Source organism: Synechococcus sp. RC10B2 (assembly GCF_047502635.1).
In genome coordinates, this window is sequence record NZ_JANSHO010000066.1 from 45526 (window position 1) to 62332 (window position 16807).

Here is a 16807-nt window from a genome sequence, read left to right on the forward strand (position 1 = left end):
GGCGTAGGGATCCCCTAGCTGAGTTAACATGTCTTTTCCGTATTATGACGGGTATCATGCCAGCCTGGCTGCTTTCTTCCGCAAAGTTGGCCAGCTCTGGGGAAAATCTCCCAGAGGTCTTCCTTTACTCCAGCCCTAACCGGTGGCGGAAGTAGGGGATGGTCAGCTCCAGGCCCACTGGCAAAGGGATCTGGGGCTCCCACCCCAGCAGGGCGCGGGCCTTGCTGATGTCGGGCCGGCGCTGCCTGGGATCGTCGGTTGGGAGAGGCCGGTGGACGATGGGAGAAGAGCTGCCGGTGAGGGCCAAAATCTGCCGAGCCAACTCTAGAATGGTGACCTCCTGCGGGTTGCCCAGGTTAAAGGGGCCGGGATAAGGGCTGTTCATCAGGCGCACCAGGCCCTCGATGAGGTCGGAGATGTAGCAGAAGCTACGGGTCTGGGAGCCATCTCCATAGACGGTGAGGGGATCCCCGCGCAGCGCCTGGACGATGAAGTTGCTGACCACACGACCATCGTCTTCCCGCATGGCGGGCCCATAGGTGTTGAAGATGCGGGCCACGCGGATCTCGGTTTGGTGTTGCCGCTGCCAGTCAAAGGTTAGGGTTTCGGCCAGGCGCTTGGACTCGTCGTAGCAGGCCCGCGGGCCGATGGGGTTGACATGGCCCCAGTAGTCCTCCGGCTGGGGATGCACCTGGGGATCCCCGTACACTTCTGAAGTGGAGGCCAGCAGGAACCTGGCCCCCGTTTTCTGGGCCAGCTCCAGCAGGTGGTAGGTGCCCCAGACGCCGGTGCGGATGGTGCGGATGGGATCCGCCTGGTAGTGGGGCGGCGAGGCGGGACAGGCCAGGTGGTAGATTTGCTCAATTCCCGCTTTCTCCAGCTCCGGCGGCAGCGGCTCGGCCACGTCGTGCCACAGCAAGGTCAAGGCAGGGTTGTTGCGGTGGGCCTGCAGGTTCTCCTCCCGCCCCGTGTAGCCGTTGTCGAGGCAGATCACCGTGTGGCCCTCCTGCAGCAGACGGCTGACCAGATGGGAGCCGATAAACCCCAAACCACCCGTAACCAGGATCTTCACCAGCCCACTCCAATCAGGGTAATGCCCGCCTGCTGAACGGCCTGCCGGTCAAGGCAGTTGCGGCCGTCGAGGATGAGGGGCCGCCGCATCAGCTCGGCAAGGCGCCGGTAATCCAGCGACAAGAACTCCGGCCACTCGGTCACCAGCACCAGGGCGTCGCAATCCTGGGCCAGGCGGAACACGTCCGTTTCCACCACCACGTGGGCCAGGCCCTCCCGCATCCCTGAAGCCGACACAATGGGATCATAGGCTTTTACCTTGGCCCCCAGCCGGTGGAGCTGCTCGATGAGGGTCAGGGACGGCGCATCCCGCAGGTCGTCGGTGTGGGGCTTGAAGGTGAGGCCCAAAAGGCCAATGGTCTTGCCCTTAAGCACCTTAAGAGCCTGCTGCAGCTTTTCCACCAAGCGCTGCCGCTGCTCGCGGTTGACCTCGACGGTGGCCCGCAACAGCTTGGCCTCATAGCCGTAGTCGGCTGCCGTCTGGATCAAAGCGGCCAGATCCTTGGGAAAGCAGCTCCCTCCCCAGCCTAGACCAGCGTTGAGGAAGGCGCGGCCAATGCGCTTATCGAGGCCGATCCCTTCGGCCACCTGGGTGATGTCGGCGCCAGTGCGCTCGCAGATGTTGGCGATCTCGTTGATGAAGCTGATCTTGGTGGCCAGGAAGGCGTTGGCCGCATATTTGATCATCTCGGCCGAGGCCAGGTCGGTGACCAGCAAGGGCACGGGATCCCCGCCCAAGCCCTGCTGGCGGCTGAGGATGGGCTCGTAAAGTTGCCGCAGGATCTCGATGGCCCGGGGGCTGTTGGAGCCAATCACGATGCGGTCGGGGTAAAAGGTATCGTGGATGGCGCTGCCCTCCCGCAGAAACTCGGGGTTGCTCACCACGTCGAAGGGCGGCACCCAGGAAGACCTGTCCAAGGTAGCCAGGGAGGAGGGGGTAGGATCCCCCCCAGCCAGGGCCATCTGTTGGCTGCTTAGGCGCTGCTGGACAGCCTCGGCGGCGCCGTCGAGGATGAGCATGCGCACCCAGTCGCCGGAGCCGATGGGCACGGTGGACTTGTTGACGATGACGCGGTAGCGGTTGTCCAGGTGCTGGCCGATCCCTCGCGCCACGGCCTCTACGTAGCGCAGGTCTGGCTCGCCGCTGGGCAAAGCCGGGGTGCCCACGGCAATGAAGATCACTTCGCTGGCCTTCACCCCCAGGCCCAGGTCGGTGGTAAAGTGCAGCCGGCCAGCCTCGGCGCCTTCCCGCACCAGCTCTTCCAGGCCGGGCTCGTAGATGGGCAGACGACCTCGCTGCAGGTTTTCGATTTTGACAGGGTTGTTGTCTATACAAATAACGCTGTGGCCCAGGTGGGCCAGACAGGCGCCGGTTACCAACCCCACATAGCCAGCTCCCACGACCGCCATGTCCATGGCCGCCTCCCCCTCGCGTCGGTGCTTGGTTCTAAAATACCCCGCCGGCCCGCATTCCCTATCCCCTCGAAGAAGGTCGGCCCCTAGGGGGAGTCGGTGGCAAAATAAAGCTGAACCGGCTTGGTCTGAGGCTCCCCAGCGGTGAGCTTCCCCGATTCTGCTGCCATAGCCAGCCGCCGTCAGCGCCAGGTGCAGAGGGTGCTCTATGTCACCCTGGGGCTCAATCTTTTGGTGTTTTCGGTCAAGTTGATCCTGGGATTGGCGACGGGATCCCTCAGCTTGGTGGCCGATGCCCTGCACAGTGTTACCGACAGCGCCAGCAACATTCTTGCCCTGCTGGCAGCCCGCTTTTCCTCGCCAGAGCCGGACGAAGACCATCCCTATGGCCGCAGCAAGTTTGAGGCCATTGGAGCGCTGGGGATCGCCGCCTTTTTGGGAGTGGCCAGCTTCGAGATCCTCAGCGCAGCGGTGGGGCGGTTTTTTGCACCCCAGCCGCCGCAGCTCCGGATCGAGGGGTTGACCTTGACGCTGATGCTGGGCGTGCTGGGGATCAACCTCTTCGTGGCCGTCTATGAACGTTTCTGGGGCAGGGCGCTGGCCAGCTCGCTGCTCTTGGCCGATGCCCGCCATACCCTCAGCGATGTCTGGGTAACCCTGACGGTATTGCTGGGTCTGGCCGGGATCCACTTCTGGGGGATCCCTTGGCTGGACCAGGTGCTGGCGGTGCCGGTGGGGCTGCTGGTGTTCTGGAGCGGCTGGGAAGTGCTGCGGGAAAACGTTCCCTTCTTAACCGACCGGGTGGCTATCCCCCCCAAAACCTTGCGGGAGCTGGTTCTCAGCCTGCCCGGGATCCTCGACTGCCACGACATCACCTCCCGCGGCATCCCGGGGCAGATGATCTTTATCGAAATGCACATGGTGGTGGAGCCGCTGGATGTGGAGTCGGCCCATCGCCTTACCGAAGCGGTGGAGCAACTGCTGCAGCAGCGCTACGGGCCGGTGCGGGTCACCATCCACCTGGAGCCCTACTCCCACATCGAGGGATCCCGTTCCTAGCCACAATGGGCCTTGCATTCCTTGCTCTGCGTGGGTTTAATGGGGGTAGATTTCCCCCTTCGGGGGGATTCCTAGAAAGTGGAAAGAAAGTGGAAAGAAAGTGGAAAGCCCGTCCTCATAGCCAAAAGCTCGGTAGTAGCGGGGAAACTCTGCCAATGCCTCGGGCTGGGGCACGTCGTGGTTGCCGGGCACCACAAAAGCCGGAAAAGGTAAACGGGCCAGCCGCTCTGCCAACCAAGCGTGGTTTTCTGGCTCCCCGTGCTGGGTCAGATCCCTCGGCAGCAGCAAAAAATCCAAGAGCAACTGCATCCGGTGTTGCAAAACCTGCTCCAGAGCCGGGATGCTTAGCTTCACCAAATGAAACCGGTTGAGATGATCCCAAAGGACAGATCCGGCGCAAGGCCCGATTGCCCCTGGGGGGATTCCGGTCTTTTGGCAGAGGATCTCCGGGATAACCTCGGCAAGGCCACCTTACAGGTGACGGCTGGGGAGGCCGACGGGGAGCAAATCGAGCTGAAAAAGCCCAATCTCTAACTCTGATTACCAACTTCGGCCGCGAGCCGGAGCAGCCTCAGCAGCCGAAGCCCACCCTGCCTGGGATTAGGGCCGGCTCTAACAGCAAGGGCTAGAAAGTGCCTCGGGATCTCGATCCACCACGTCGGGATCCTGTTGTGCTGAGCCGGCAGAGGGAAGGGAACCCGAGGTTTTACCGGAGTGAAGTGGGCTACCTCGCCTCTAAAGCTGTGTTAAGATTTTGCGTAACTTCAAGAGAGCTGGCGCCTTTCAGATCCGGTAGGGGATTTCGTCAGCGGTGCGTAGCACTATGGGCAAGGTTTTGGTTTTAAATGCCTCCTACGAGCCGCTCAACATCACCAGTTGGCGCAGAGCTGTTGTCCTTTTGCTCAAGGGCAAGGCCGAGCAAATCGAGCACAATGGCAAAGTAGTCTACGGCAACATCCCTCTGCCCACCGTCATCCGCCTGCGCCACTACGTTCACGTTCCCCACAAGGAGATCCCCCTGACGCGGCGCAATGTCCTCTACCGCGATGGGCACTGCTGCCAGTACTGCGGCTGTTACGGCGAAGACCTAACCCTGGATCACGTGATCCCGCGCTCCCGCGGCGGTGAAGATACCTGGGAGAATGTAGTCAGCGCCTGTGTGCGCTGCAACGTGAAAAAAGGGAATCGCACCCCTTGGGAGGCCGGCATGCCCTTGCTCCGCCAGCCCCGCCGCCCCCACGGCACCCTTTACTTTGAAATCTCCAAAGCCGTCGGCAGCGGATCCCATCGGGAATGGCTGAAGTACGCCATCGGCCTGGAAGGGGATCCGCCGCCGGAGCTGGCAGTCAAGCCCGCCTAGCTCCCAAGGCTAAGGATGCAGGTCTGAGACCGGCGCTGCTTTGGAAAGGGGAGGAGAGGTGGTGGCCGGGATCCCCAGCTCGATCCAGCGATGGATCAGGGCGTTGACCTCTTCGGGGCGCTCATCGTGAGGGCAGTGGCCGGCCTCCAGGAAGTATTCCACCGCCTGAGGGTAGTGAGCCCGGTAGAGCTTAGAGCGCTCGCGGACCCGCATCCAGGGATCCCGTTCGCCCCAAATCAACAACAGGGGGCGCACCAAGCTGCGCAGCAGCTCGTCCACATAGCGCCCCTTCTGCCCGCCCCGCATCAGGGCCACGAACACATCGGCAGCCCCCGGATCCCGCGTGGGGCGATGAATGTCTTCCACCAGTTGATCCGTCACTGCCGCCGGGTCGTAATAGACCTGCTTCAGCTTGGAGCGAATCACCCGCGGCTGCCGCAAATACTGAAACAATAGGTAAGACACCAGGCGCTGGCGCAGGCCCCAGCCTACCAGGCCACCCAGCCATTGCCGCCAGCCAGATGGGGATCCCTTAACCGTGGAAAAGCCGCCTGCCCCGTTAAGCAGCACCACCCCCCGCACCCACTCCGGCCACTCTGCCGCCAGGCTGAGCACCACATAGCCGCCCAGGGAGTTGCCAATGGCCACCACAGGCCGCCGGATCACCTGTTGACAGAAATCCCGCAGTTGATCCCGCCAGATCTCGGCGCGATAGTCCCAGTTGGGCTTGGCCGAACGGCCAAAGCCGAGCAAATCGATGGCATAGACCTGGTAGTGTTGAGCCAATTCGGGAATGTTTTTACGCCAGTGGTCGGTGGAAGCCCCAAAGCCGTGCACCAAAAGCAAAGGCTGCCCCTGCTCGCCCTGTTTGACGTAATGGACGGATTGCCCCCGCCAAATCCAGCGTGCCGAGATAGGAGTGGCCGATGCCGATGTTGAAGCCATAGAGGTCGCTTGTAAGCTTTTGTTATTTAAGCTTTTCTTATTCTAGATTCTTTTAGATTCTGCTCGGCCGACTCTGGAGCTGTAGCCGAGCAGCGTATCCTAAACACGGATTGGACTCGCAGCATGATCGCGTTTTTGAGCGGCCACCTCGTCGCCATCGAATGGGGAGAGCGCAGTAGCCTCACCGTTGAGGTGCAGGGGATCGGCTATCGGGTCAAGGCCCCGGCGCGTTTTCTCAAGCAACTGCCCCCCATCGGAGAGCCCGTGCGGGTGTTTACCCACTTGGTGGTGCGAGAGACCGAGCTGGTGTTGTACGGGTTTGGCTCGCCAGCCGAGCGCGATGTGTTTGTGGAGCTCATCAAAGTTTCGGGGGTGGGGCCGGCTTTGGGCTTGGCTCTGCTGAATACCTTCGGCCTGCCGGAGCTGGTTCAGGCAGTGGTGACCGAAAACGTGCGCCTACTTTCCCTCACGCCAGGGGTAGGGCACAAAACGGCCCAACGGCTAGCCTTGGAGCTGAAAACCAAGCTGGCCCACTGGCGACAAGGCCTGGAGAACGCCGATCGCCCCCTGGCCGGCGGGCCGCCTCCGGCCATCCGGGAAGAGGTGGAAATGGCCTTGCTGGCCCTCGGCTACAGCCTCCAAGAAATTCAAGCGGCCCTGCAAGCTTTGCCCTCCCAACCCCGCCCAACGGAAGAGTGGCTGCGGGATGCCATCACCTACCTCAGCCGGCAGCCATGAGCCCTCCGGATCCCCAGCAGCGCCGCATTGGCATTCTGGGCGGCACCTTCAACCCCGTCCACCACGGCCATCTGATCATGGCGGAGCAGGCCCTCTGGCAGTTCAACCTGGATCAGGTGCTGTGGATGCCGGCAGGGGATCCTCCCCACAAGCCCTTGGCCGCCGGCGCCAGCAAAGCCGATCGCCTGGCCATGGTGAAGCTGGCCATTGCCGACCACGAGCGCTTTGCCTGCTCCGACCTGGAGATCCGCCGTCCCGGCCCCTCCTACACCATCGAGACGCTGCGCAGCCTGATGCAAGAGCAGCCGGATACCCAGTGGTATTGGATTATCGGCGTGGATGCCCTGCGGGATCTGCCCCAGTGGTACCAGGCGGAAGAATTGGCCCGCCTCTGCCATTGGATTGTTGCCCCCCGTATCGATGCCGGCGACGCCGCCCAAGTGCTGCGGTCGGTGGCCGCAAAGCTGCCCATCCGGGCAGCAATCCTGGACGCCCCCACCCTAACGCTCTCTTCCACCTACCTGCGCCAGCAAATCCAAAAGGGGGGATCCATCCGCTACCTGGTGCCCCCTGCTGTGGAGCACTACATTCGCCAACACCGGCTCTACCTCGACCCTTGAAGAAAAAAAGAGGAGGGATCCCTCCTCTCCGATAAACCCGTTCACTAGAGCAACAGCCCGCCCAACTTTTTCCCAGCCAGGAGGGGCTGAAGAGAGGCTGTTTCGCTGAAAGTAGGAAGGCTTGTCTCAAATGAAAATTGCAACCCAACCTGCCGATGGCTTAGTAAGCCAAGCCCATGCTGCGGGTGGTTTCGGGGCCAAGGTAGACGCGGATGCTCAAGAAGTCCGTGGGGCAGGCAGTCTCACAGCGTTTGCAGCCAACACAGTCTTCGGTGCGGGGGGCTGCGGCAATCATGCCGGCCTTGTTGTTCCCCTTCCAGGGCACCATTTCCAACACATCAGTAGGGCAGGCCCGCACACACTGAGTACAGCCGATGCAGGTGTCGTAGATCTTGACCGTGTGAGCCATTAGCGTTCTCCAGTCGAGCTGTTTGAAAGATTAAAAAAAGGTTTACCGAAGGGCGTGGCAGCAACACCACTGCACGGGTGGCTTCAGTGTACTGTAGTCCTGCCAAACCACCCCGATCTGCGATCCAAATGTTCAAACAAATTTACATCCCCAGGGATCCCTTGCCGCGCCGACGGGAAGGTCGCCCTCGCGGTTGGGCTAGGATTGCCTGAGGAAGGACAGGGCAAGGATCCTACGAATGGGACGCTCGCTGCGGAATTGGAGAAGGCAAACTCGAAGCCAAATGCACCGCCTGGGGCCCGTTTTGGCCGGCATTCTCCAGGAAATCTATGCGGAGAACATACCTCGCCTGCGCCGCTGGGATCGGCAGCTCACCGACTGGGTGTACAGGCGTGGCTGGAGGGTGGATCCTTCCTTGCCCAAGGTGGCCATCTACGTGTTGGGCGCAGTGGTGATCCTGGCGATTCCAATTCTCACCTTGGCAGTTTTAGTGGCTCTCGCGGCCTTTCTTGCCATCCAAATAGCCCAAAAGTGGCCCCAGGAAGCCCGCCGTTATCTTCCCAGCGCCGACGAGGAAGACGACTCCGATCCCCGCCAAGGGGACTGGGACTATTGACAGGCTAGCCGTCCCTGCCCTAAAGCGGGGCATCGCCCTCGGGCGGACGGGGCGAGTCTTTTTGGCTGCTAAGGCGCTGCTTCATCCGTCTGACCAGCTTTTGCTGGGAGTGGCTTTCCAGCCTGTTGAGGCCGAGGGCGCCGGCCAGGATCCCTAACTGTAAGGCCAAGCTGGGCAGGGTGGTCTCCAGATCCCGCCCTGCCAAGGCTCGAAAGAAAAATACAAATGCCCCGATGGTGGCCGAAAAACCCACCGCCAGGTAGACAAAGCGCCGCAGACTGCGGTAGGGGGCGGCCAGTTCCGTGAGCAGCCTCACCCGATCTGCCGCTGGATCCCGACCTGGGGGCAGGGGCGAGCCAGGTTTTGGGGAAGGTTTGGGCTCCGATGTTGCCACGGCTACACCTCCTCGGGCAATAGTAGGGGATCCCGGCCAGAAATCGCCGCCAAGCTTTCCTCGGCAGCCCGACAGGCAGCCAGAATATCTTGCTCTTCCCCGCCCAAGTAGACGCGGCCAAAGCTGCCAAAGGGCATCACTTCGAGGATGTTGATGCGGGCCGATTTTTCTGCCTCGTTGGCGGCCAGGGGGGCATAGCCTGCCGGCTGCACCTCCAGGATGTAGAGGGTTTGGCCGGCTAGGAGCATCTGGCCGCGGCGGAAACGGTTGATCAACTGGGTTTGGTGGGGATCGATGTTGCGAATGATCTGGCTGGAGATGATGCGCGGCCTGAGGCGCTCCTTTTCGCTCACCCCCAAAGCCGCCAGGATGGCCCGACCGGCAGTGCGGGTATCCCCCTGGTTGCTGGAGTGTACCTCCAAAAGGCCGTAGAGGCGCTCCACCACCTGCAGCCCCGGCCTTACCGAGGTGGCTTTGAGGGCGATGTCCATAACGCGGTTGATCTCGATGCCGGGGGAAATCTCGACCCAGAGGGAAGTATCCCCTGGCAGAGGCAAAAAGCCCTGGGCCACCGTGCCCAGATAAGCAGCGTACTGGGGCTGGAGCCGATCCAAAAACACGTAACTGCGCAGGTCAATCCCCAAAGGAGTTCTCCCCCCTGTCTGTTGGGCTGGGTTGGACGTCGGACGACGGGGCCGGCATTCCTCCCTTTCTAGTCTCACGCCATCTCTTGGCTTTTGGGGAGAACAGCAGTTCGGTATCCCAACTTTCCCCTGCTACAGGTCACCCTGAGCCACTACCTTCACCGTTGTCAAGGCTTCCAGGTCGATGGGCCCGCGCACGTGCAGCCGCTGGGTGGAAATGCCCAAAGACAGGTCGCGAAACGCTCCCAAGGTGGGGATCCCGGCTCCCCGGCCTGCCGAGAGGGGAGAGGTGTTGATGTGGATCAGGGCGGCATCCACCTCCTGGAGAAAGCGCTGGGCTGCCGATTGGCTGTCGGTGAGGATCGTCTCCGATTGACGACAGCCATTTTTGTTGATCCAGGCGATCGCCTCCGTCAGGTCGGCAACGGGCTGGAGGCGCAGATGAGGCCGTTCTGTGGAGTCAAAGCCTTCCCCCAGCGGCTGAAGCTGGGGGAATCGCTCCAGAATGGGGGCTGCTGCCTGTATATCGATCCCTTGACCCAGCAAGTCTTCAATCAGGGCGGTCAGATGATGGGCGGCCCAATCGGTGTGGATCAGCAGCCAAAGGGTGAGGGGCTGATAGATCGGGATCCCTTCTGGGCCATAGCGAGCCAAGGGATCCAACAAAACCGACTTCACCAAAGGCCAAGGAGCGGTGCGATCCACATAGATGTGGCCGTACCCCAGATGCGTGACCAGAGTCGGCACTTTGCTGGCCTGCAACAGGAACTCCACCCAGCCGGGGCGACCGCAGGGGATCACCAGATCCACATAGCGGGTTTGCTGCAACAACAGCAACAGTGGGGAATCGGCCTGGGGATCGGTCGCTTGGTCTTGGGCGGGGAGGGTTTGAATGGCCCCTTCCGGGATCCCGTGCTCGTAGGCGGTCTCTGCCAACAGGTTGACCAGGGCCTGATGGGTTTTCTGGATGGGGCCGCTGCCGGCCAAGATCACGCCATTGCTCGTCTTGAGACACATGCCAATGCCATTCAAGGCAAACTCGGGGTAGATCTCGTAGACCAAGGCGATCAGCCCCAAAGGGACGCGGTAGCGGCCAATAAACAGCCCGTTGTCCTGACGGCACCCCCTCTCCAGGCTCCCGATGGGATCCGGCTGTTGGGCCAGGAGAGCAAGCAACTGGGCGGATCGCTGCAGGCGCTCGGGGGTAAGCTTGAGGCCGTTGAGGATCCACTCCGGCAGGGTTTGCTCGCGGCAGCTTTCCAGGTCGAGGGTATTGGCCTCCAACAGCAGCTCGGAGCGCTCCAGCAAACGGCGCGAGAGAGCCAGCAGGGCCTGGCGTTTGGTTTCGCCGCTCAAGCGCTGGAGCTGAGGCAGCAAGCGGCGCACCTGGCGCAGGGTGGTGCTGAGGTCAAAGGCTGAACCAAAATCGGTCACTCGCTTCCCTCCTGCCCGGCTGACCGACGACAGACCTGCTCCTGACCACTGCTAACAAGAAATGGCTAGATCCACAAGGGCTGAAACTAGGGATCCCTGGCAACGATCCCAAGCATCTCAAGGCCGCCGCAGCAGCAGGATCGCCGTCACCATCAACAGCGTCAGCAACAGGCAAAGAATCAGGAACCAACTGAGCAACTGGGCTTGGCTGGGGAAGAGCAACACGCCCAGAAACCCCACCGCCAAAGCAACCCCCAGGCTGAGGGTGAGGCCCAAGAGCGCAGATCCCTGGAAAGTGCTTTGCCGGTGCAACACCCACTGATGGCCGTTCCAGAACCAGATTTTACGGTAGGGGTAGGAGACGGCCAGTTGCTCAATGTGCAAACGGTCGGGGGTGATGGCGAAAATATGCTGGCAACGGCTGCAGCCAAAAGCCTCAGTCAGGGTAATCAGGCGCAACTGACCTTGGTGGCAACAGGGGCAGGGGTAAATTTTGGTGGGCTCGATGGGCTGAGCCACTCGCAGGGACGATTTCTGCCGAGGCCACTTGTGGGGAGAGGAAAACGCCACAGCTCTCAGTCGGTGAGAAGTCGGGATCCCTCACATCCTATCCTCAAGAAAGCAGGGTCAAGCCACCCAGAGATGGTGGACGTAGCGCCAGGTCAAGATCTGGTTGAGGACGAGGAAGATCAGGCCCAGAAGCCCATAGCCCAGCTTGAGAACTCTGCTTAGGTGGGGGCGCGCCCACAGGGGAAGGAAGCCGAAATCTGTGTGCTTGGCCCAGTGCAGGAGGGCCAGCACTTGCACGAGGTGAACCGGTAGGCAGTAGCGAATCATGCTTCGCTGGCCTAGGGGACTCATGCCGGCTACAGCGATGTAGAACATAGCCCAGGCAGCTAGGTGAAACCCCAGCCGCTCCTGCCAGCGCCGGCTCTTACCGGCCACGACACTCAAACCATCCAGCAAGCCTGTAACAACTAGGGATCCCAGCGTAACAGACACAAACAGTTGGCTGAGAGCATCAGACCACAGGCCAGGATCCTGCAGCGGTGCAGAAGGAGAGAGCAAGACCTGCCATCGCTCAGGGGAAAGAACATAGGTATGAGCCTGGAAAAGGGCTTGGTAATTGGCCTGGACGCCGGTAAAGTAGCGCTGCATCTCCATGTAGAGATCCCAGCGACCGAAGCGGAGCTGACAGTAGAGGAAAAAACTCAGCCCCCCCAACAAGGCCAAAACAACGGCGCCTGCCGTCCAAAACCAACGGCGGGATAGCCGCAGCAGGGGAACCAGCGCCACCGGCAAACCCACAATGCGGGTGGCACTCATCGCAAAACCGTGGATCCCGGCCAGGAGCCCTGCCTTCATCGAATTCAAGCAGGCCAACCAGTAGAAAAAACCCAACAAGCTGGCCATGAAGAGGGATTCGCTGTAGCCCACGACAAGGTAAAAACTGCTGGGATAGACCAAGATAATCAGACTTGCCAAAACTTGCCAAAGAGTGGGGATCTGCCAGCGGCGGTAAAACAGGAAAAGGTAAATCCACATCAGCCAGCAAAAGAGCTGGGCAGTGAGATAAAGCCCCAGTTCAGGGTCAACTCCCAACAGGCGGCTCATGGCGGCCACCGCCAGGGGATAGCCTGGAAAGAAGGCCACATTGCTCTGCTCGTAGGCAATCTTGTCAAAGCCCACAAACTGATACCCCCGCTCCACAATGCTCAGGTACCAGTAGCTATCGCGCTGGCTCAGGGCTGTAAAAGCAGAAGCACAGCTGCCGCGTTTTGTCCAAAGGTATATCGCCAACACCTGTAGGATAGTCAGCGCTAAGCCCAGCAAAAAAATCCGAGTAGGAAAGCAAACTAAACATTTGCGAATCTGCTGCAACGGAGGGCCAGGGCGCAAACTCATCAGCTTCACCACCAAGGTTCGATCAAGCCACCCAAAGATGCTGGACGTAGCGCCAGGTGAGGATTTGGTTGAGGGCAAAGAAGACTAAAGCCAAGATCCAGTAGCCCAGCCTCAGGACACTGTCAAGATAGAAACGCACCTGTTGGGGGATGAAGCTGAAATCGGTGTATCTGATCCCATGCAACCAGGCCAGCACCTGCAGGATGTGAACTGGCAGGCAGTAGCGGATCATACTTCTCTGGGCCACGGCACTCATGCCAGCCACGGAAATAGAGAACATGGCCCAGGCAGCCAAATGAAACCCCAGCCGCTCTTGCCAGCGCCGGCTCTTGCCGGCCAGGACACTCCACCCATCCAGCAGGCCTGTAATAACTAGGGATCCCAGCGTGAGGAGAACAAACAGTTGACTGAGGGAAATGGCCCATATCCCAGCCCCCAAAGCCTCGGAAAAGGAGAGCAAGGACTGCCAATAGCCACTAGAAAAGAGGGGGGCATAAGTACGAGGTCGAATAATAGCCAAATAATCGAAAGAACTGGGGCCAAAGTAGCGCTGCATTTCCAGGTAGAGATCCCAACGGCCAAAGCGGAGCTGGCAGTAGAGGAAAAAGCCCAGCCCACCCAACAAGGCCAGAACAACAGCGCTGGCTGTCCAAAACCAAGGGTGGGATAGTCGCAGCAGAGGAACCAGCGCCACCGGCAAACCCACAATGCGGGTGGCGCTCATCACCAAACCGTGGATCCCGGCTAGAAACGCCGGCCAGGGAGCGTTCAAGTCCATGGACCAGTAGAAAAAACCCAGCAGGCTAGCCAGAAACAGAGACTCGCTGTAGCCCACTACCAAGTAGAAGCTACTGGGATAGACCAGGATGATTAAGCTGGCCAAAACTTGCCCAAGAGGGGGGATCTGCCAGCGGCGGCAAAACAGGAAAAAGTAAATCCACATCAGCCAGCAAAAGAGCTGGGCAGTCAGATACAGCCCCAGTTCAGGGTCAACTCCCAACAGGCGGCTTATGGCGGCCACCGCCAGAGGATAGCCCGGAAAGAAAGCCACGTTGCTCTGCTCGTAGGCAATCTTGTCAAAGCCCACAAACTGGTACCCTCGCCGCACAATGCCCAGGTACCAATGGCTATCCCACTGGGTTAAACCCTTGAAGATGGAAGCATAGTCATCCTCCTGGCTCCAAAAGGAGATCAAGAAAATCTGCAGCAGCGTCAAAGCCACAGCGGGAAGCAAAACTTGGACGGCAAAAGAGACCAGATGCTGCCGGCTGTGCTGCAAGAGGTGGCTAGGAGGGAAGCTCATTGTCGCACCTTTGCGGGTGGGGATGGCACTTTAATCTCCTCTTGGTAATCGTCATCGGAGTTCACCTGCCAGAGATCGTGGCTGCCGGGTTGGAGAATGTTCTCAGCAGCCAGCAGGCCCATCAGCAAACTGTGATCTTGGTTGTTATACTTAAACGAGCCGTAGCGGCCTACCAGTTGCAGATTTTCAAACTCGCCAAGATACCTCTGCAAAATGGCCAAGTCTTCTTTGTAGCTGCCGGCGTAGATGGGATAGGTGCGGGGCAGGCGCACCACAAAGCCACCGCAGATCTTCTGATCCTGGAGCAGGCCAATTTGGCGCAGCTCCCTCTCAGCCAAAGCCAGCAATTCCTCCTCAGGGGCTTGCCACAAGGGATCCCCAAAGTTGCACCAATACTCACAGCACAAGGGGGTTTGTTCTCGGTTGGGGAGCATAGCCGGCGACCAATTGGCGAAGTTGGTTACCCGACCGACCTGCACTGTTGGGTCGTTGATATACAGCCAGTTATCGGGGAAAAGCTGGGATCCCTCCACAATCAGATAAACCAAAACGGTGTTGCGAAACTTGAGGTTGCGGGCTGCCTGCAGTACCTCTGGAGGAGGCAACTCCTGTAGGCTCTGCACCAAAACTGTCAGAGGGATCGAGGAGATGACGTGGGAGGGGGAGACCCATGTTTCACTTCCATCCTGAAGATTGCGCAATTGCAGCTCGACAATCCGGGATCCCTCATGCCTAAGGGCAATGACCTCTGTATTTAGCCAAACTTTTTGACCTTCGGCCAGCAAAAACTCCTGCATTTTTTCGTAGAGCTGGCCGGATCCCAGCCGAGGAAACTGAAACTGATCGATTAGAGATTTCACCAAACCTCGATTCCACCCCAATGCTTTTCGTATGGCCTCTCCAAGACTGAGACCTTTGATGCGCTGGGCAGCCCAATCAGCACTGATCTCGGTGCAAGGGATCCCCCAGAGCTTTTCCGTGTAGCTCTTGAAGAACATCTGAAAAAGCCGGCTACCAAATTTTCCCTTGACCCAGTCGGCAAAGTTCTGGGGAGCTGGGTGCGGGATAAGTTGGGCCCAGAGGTAGGAAAGAACAATGAGCAGGCTTTCCCACCAGCCAACTTTGCGCAGGACTTCCCAGGCTTGAATGGGGTACTGAAAATAGTGCTTGCGGTAGTAGATGCGGGTAAGCCGCCGGACAGTCACTTGTTCGGATCCCAAAACCTGGTTCCACAGCTCCAGCACCGCTGGGATCTTGGTAAAAAAGCGGTGCGGGCCATAGTCGAGAATGAACCCCCGGTAGCAAATGCTTTTGGCCAAGCCCCCAACCCTGTCTTCCCGTTCCACTACCACCACAGGGAAGCCCAGTTGGGTCAAGCGGTAGGCAGCCGCCATGCCCGCCGGCCCTGCTCCCAGAATGTAGATGGGATCCCGCATCTGGCCTTGCGCTCGCCTTCAAGCCTTGCCGACATTGTAGTACCTGCGAAACCCTGGGAAAATAGGCAGAGGAGGCTGCGGCTGGAGGCTGGCCTGTGCTGTTGACCAAGGGCTTTGAGGTAGAGATGTACACCGGCACCGCCGCCGGAGAAGTGGTGGGGTTGTCGGATCGCATCTGCCAGGCTTTGCCGGGGTTTGTGCGAGAACCAGATCGGCGCAACGTCGAGTACATCACTCCGCCCCTTCGCCGCTACGAGGATCTGCTCTGTGCCCTGCTGCGGCCTCGGCTGCAACTGCGGCAATTTTTGCGCCGCCTTGGCCCCTACACCCTGTTGCCGGGGAGCACGCTGGCTTTGGGCGGCAGCGACCACTTTGAGCGCTCGGATCCGGACAACCCCTACCACGACTACATCGAGCGCACCTACGGCACGCGGGTGGTGACCGCCAGCATTCACATCAATGTTGGCCTGCCGGATAGCGAGGCCATTTTTCTTGCCTGCCGTTTGCTGCGGGCGGAAGCTCCCCTGTACTTGGCCCTGAGCGCTTCTTCTCCGTTTCTGGACGGCCAGGTGACAGGCTACCATTCCAGCCGTTGGCAGGTGTTTCCCAAAACGCCGGCCCAGGTGCCCTTCTTCCGGGATCACGCCCATTACATCGCCTGGATGCGGGAGCAACTGGCCCTGGGCACGATGCAGAATGTGCGCCACCTCTGGGCCTCTGTGCGGCCCAACGGCCCAGAGCGGCCCTACCATCTCAACCGGGTGGAGCTGCGCATCTGCGACCTGGTGGCAGATCCGGTGATGACCCTGGCCATCACTGCCTTGGTAGAGGCCCGTCTCTGGCAGTTGCTGGCCCAGCCAGAAGCGCTGGATCCCTTGCGGGGGCCTTTGACACCGACGGAGCTGGAGAGCCTTTGCGAGGCCAACGAGCAGGCCGCTGCTCGCGAGTCCTTGCGAGCCCGTCTGGTCGATTGGCGCACGGGCCGAGAACGGGTGGCCCAGGAGTGGATTGAAGAGCTGCTGACCGAAGCGTGGCGCCTCGGCCAACCCCAGGGCCTGGGCTGCTTTTTGGCTCCCCTGCAAACTCTGCTCCAACAGGGCAACGAGGCCCAGCGCTGGCTGAAGCAGGTCGACCAGGGATCCACACCCGCCCAGGTGTACCAACGGGCCATTCAGGAGCTGGCCGAACAAGACCGAGAAAGACAAGAGACCCTCTGCCAGCTTGTTGGCTAAGCCTTTGCCCAACGGTGGGCGCTTCTCAGTCCGGTGCCTGCCCCCCACCAGATCCCCAGTTCAAACCTGACTTAGATTCGCCTAGACAGGCTCCACCACTTCCCCTAGGGCTTGCCGAGCCACACAAAAGGATAGCTTGGTAGCCCCGCACTTGAGTGCGGGGCGGAAAAGCTCGCTAGCGACTTTGGTCGCTTACCCATGATGGGGGTCGTTGATATAGTTTCATAG

Annotated in this window: 18 protein-coding genes; 6 read left to right on the plus strand and 12 right to left on the minus strand. The window is 60.2% G+C overall.

Features of this window, described 5'->3' with window-relative positions; all coding sequences use genetic code 11:
* Positions 1-124: 124 nt before the first annotated feature.
* Together NW855_RS09870 and NW855_RS09875 are read right to left on the minus strand one after the other, a co-directional pair.
* Positions 125-1072, minus strand: coding sequence for a UDP-glucuronic acid decarboxylase family protein (locus NW855_RS09870; RefSeq protein WP_414508717.1), 948 nt, complete (start codon positions 1070-1072; stop codon positions 125-127).
* Positions 1069-2487 (minus strand): UDP-glucose dehydrogenase family protein, encoded by a 1419-nt coding sequence (locus NW855_RS09875; RefSeq protein WP_414508718.1) that lies wholly within the window; start codon positions 2485-2487, stop codon positions 1069-1071. Before NW855_RS09875 ends, NW855_RS09870 begins: the two co-directional genes overlap by 4 nt.
* 141 nt (positions 2488-2628) lie before the next feature.
* Here NW855_RS09875 and NW855_RS09880 point away from each other — a divergent pair, with 141 nt between their 5' ends.
* Positions 2629-3543, plus strand: coding sequence for a cation diffusion facilitator family transporter (locus NW855_RS09880; RefSeq protein ID WP_011429393.1), 915 nt, complete (start codon positions 2629-2631; stop codon positions 3541-3543).
* 36 nt (positions 3544-3579) lie between these two features.
* Here NW855_RS09880 and NW855_RS09885 read toward each other — a convergent pair whose 3' ends face one another.
* Positions 3580-3897 (minus strand): metallophosphoesterase family protein, encoded by a 318-nt coding sequence (locus NW855_RS09885; protein ID WP_414388783.1) that lies wholly within the window; start codon positions 3895-3897, stop codon positions 3580-3582.
* Positions 3898-4366: 469 nt separating this feature from the next.
* Between NW855_RS09885 and NW855_RS09890 the strand changes: the two genes are divergently transcribed.
* Positions 4367-4903, plus strand: a complete 537-nt coding sequence (locus NW855_RS09890; RefSeq protein ID WP_414508719.1) for an HNH endonuclease — start codon at positions 4367-4369, stop codon at positions 4901-4903.
* A gap of 9 nt (positions 4904-4912) precedes the next feature.
* On the opposite strand, the gene NW855_RS09895 is transcribed toward NW855_RS09890, so the two are convergent.
* Positions 4913-5848 carry an alpha/beta fold hydrolase gene (locus NW855_RS09895; RefSeq protein WP_011429396.1) on the minus strand — a complete coding sequence of 312 codons (936 nt, stop codon included), beginning with the start codon at positions 5846-5848 and terminating at the stop codon, positions 4913-4915.
* Between the two features lie 123 nt (positions 5849-5971).
* Between NW855_RS09895 and ruvA the strand changes: the two genes are divergently transcribed.
* Both ruvA and nadD read left to right on the plus strand, forming a co-directional pair.
* Positions 5972-6586, plus strand: a complete 615-nt coding sequence (ruvA, locus tag NW855_RS09900; protein ID WP_011429397.1) for a Holliday junction branch migration protein RuvA — start codon at positions 5972-5974, stop codon at positions 6584-6586.
* A complete protein-coding gene (nadD, locus tag NW855_RS09905; protein ID WP_011429398.1) occupies positions 6583-7206 on the plus strand; it encodes a nicotinate-nucleotide adenylyltransferase in 624 nt (207 codons plus the stop codon). Before ruvA ends, nadD begins: the two co-directional genes overlap by 4 nt.
* 160 nt (positions 7207-7366) lie before the next feature.
* Here nadD and psaC read toward each other — a convergent pair whose 3' ends face one another.
* Positions 7367-7615: a photosystem I iron-sulfur center protein PsaC gene (psaC, locus tag NW855_RS09910; protein ID WP_011429399.1), complete on the minus strand. Its 249-nt coding sequence runs from the start codon at positions 7613-7615 to the stop codon at positions 7367-7369.
* A gap of 283 nt (positions 7616-7898) precedes the next feature.
* Here psaC and NW855_RS09915 point away from each other — a divergent pair, with 283 nt between their 5' ends.
* Positions 7899-8231 carry a hypothetical protein gene (locus NW855_RS09915; protein WP_099812451.1) on the plus strand — a complete coding sequence of 111 codons (333 nt, stop codon included), beginning with the start codon at positions 7899-7901 and terminating at the stop codon, positions 8229-8231.
* A gap of 19 nt (positions 8232-8250) precedes the next feature.
* Here the strand turns inward: NW855_RS09915 and NW855_RS09920 are convergent, their stop codons facing one another.
* The 7 genes from NW855_RS09920 to NW855_RS09950 all read right to left on the minus strand — a co-directional run bounded on the left by NW855_RS09920 (position 8251) and on the right by NW855_RS09950 (position 15347).
* Complete coding sequence (locus tag NW855_RS09920) at positions 8251-8625, minus strand: DUF3493 domain-containing protein (RefSeq protein WP_011429401.1); 375 nt, start codon at positions 8623-8625, stop codon at positions 8251-8253.
* A gap of 2 nt (positions 8626-8627) precedes the next feature.
* A complete protein-coding gene (locus NW855_RS09925) occupies positions 8628-9269 on the minus strand; it encodes a hypothetical protein (RefSeq protein WP_011429402.1) in 642 nt (213 codons plus the stop codon).
* A 132-nt stretch (positions 9270-9401) separates the two neighbouring features.
* On the minus strand, positions 9402-10703 hold the full coding sequence (locus tag NW855_RS09930; protein ID WP_414402573.1) for a gamma-glutamyl phosphate reductase: 1302 nt from the start codon (positions 10701-10703) through the stop codon (positions 9402-9404).
* Positions 10704-10820: 117 nt separating this feature from the next.
* Positions 10821-11273 (minus strand): hypothetical protein, encoded by a 453-nt coding sequence (locus NW855_RS09935; protein ID WP_011429404.1) that lies wholly within the window; start codon positions 11271-11273, stop codon positions 10821-10823.
* Positions 11274-11330: 57 nt separating this feature from the next.
* Positions 11331-12506: a hypothetical protein gene (locus NW855_RS09940; protein WP_414401900.1), complete on the minus strand. Its 1176-nt coding sequence runs from the start codon at positions 12504-12506 to the stop codon at positions 11331-11333.
* Between the two features lie 124 nt (positions 12507-12630).
* Positions 12631-13911, minus strand: a complete 1281-nt coding sequence (locus tag NW855_RS09945) for a hypothetical protein (protein WP_414402572.1) — start codon at positions 13909-13911, stop codon at positions 12631-12633.
* Positions 13908-15347: an NAD(P)/FAD-dependent oxidoreductase gene (locus NW855_RS09950; RefSeq protein ID WP_414402571.1), complete on the minus strand. Its 1440-nt coding sequence runs from the start codon at positions 15345-15347 to the stop codon at positions 13908-13910. Before NW855_RS09950 ends, NW855_RS09945 begins: the two co-directional genes overlap by 4 nt.
* Before the next feature lie 95 nt (positions 15348-15442).
* On the opposite strand from NW855_RS09950, the gene gshA reads away from it, so the two are divergent.
* Complete coding sequence (gene gshA / locus NW855_RS09955; protein WP_041438083.1) at positions 15443-16579, plus strand: glutamate--cysteine ligase; 1137 nt, start codon at positions 15443-15445, stop codon at positions 16577-16579.
* Positions 16580-16807: the final 228 nt, after the last annotated feature.

Excerpts from the sequence above, each read along its gene's own strand:
- NW855_RS09875 (WP_414508718.1), bottom strand. The coding sequence starts at position 2,487 with ATGGACATGGCGGTCGTGGGAGCTGGCTATGTGGGGTTGGTAACCGGC.
- NW855_RS09890 (WP_414508719.1), top strand. The coding sequence starts at position 4,367 with ATGGGCAAGGTTTTGGTTTTAAATGCCTCCTACGAGCCGCTCAACATC.
- NW855_RS09895 (WP_011429396.1), bottom strand. The coding sequence starts at position 5,848 with ATGGCTTCAACATCGGCATCGGCCACTCCTATCTCGGCACGCTGGATT.
- ruvA (WP_011429397.1), top strand. The coding sequence starts at position 5,972 with ATGATCGCGTTTTTGAGCGGCCACCTCGTCGCCATCGAATGGGGAGAG.
- nadD (WP_011429398.1), top strand. The coding sequence starts at position 6,583 with ATGAGCCCTCCGGATCCCCAGCAGCGCCGCATTGGCATTCTGGGCGGC.
- psaC (WP_011429399.1), bottom strand. The coding sequence starts at position 7,615 with ATGGCTCACACGGTCAAGATCTACGACACCTGCATCGGCTGTACTCAG.
- NW855_RS09915 (WP_099812451.1), top strand. The coding sequence starts at position 7,899 with ATGCACCGCCTGGGGCCCGTTTTGGCCGGCATTCTCCAGGAAATCTAT.
- NW855_RS09945 (WP_414402572.1), bottom strand. The coding sequence starts at position 13,911 with ATGAGCTTCCCTCCTAGCCACCTCTTGCAGCACAGCCGGCAGCATCTG.
- NW855_RS09950 (WP_414402571.1), bottom strand. The coding sequence starts at position 15,347 with ATGCGGGATCCCATCTACATTCTGGGAGCAGGGCCGGCGGGCATGGCG.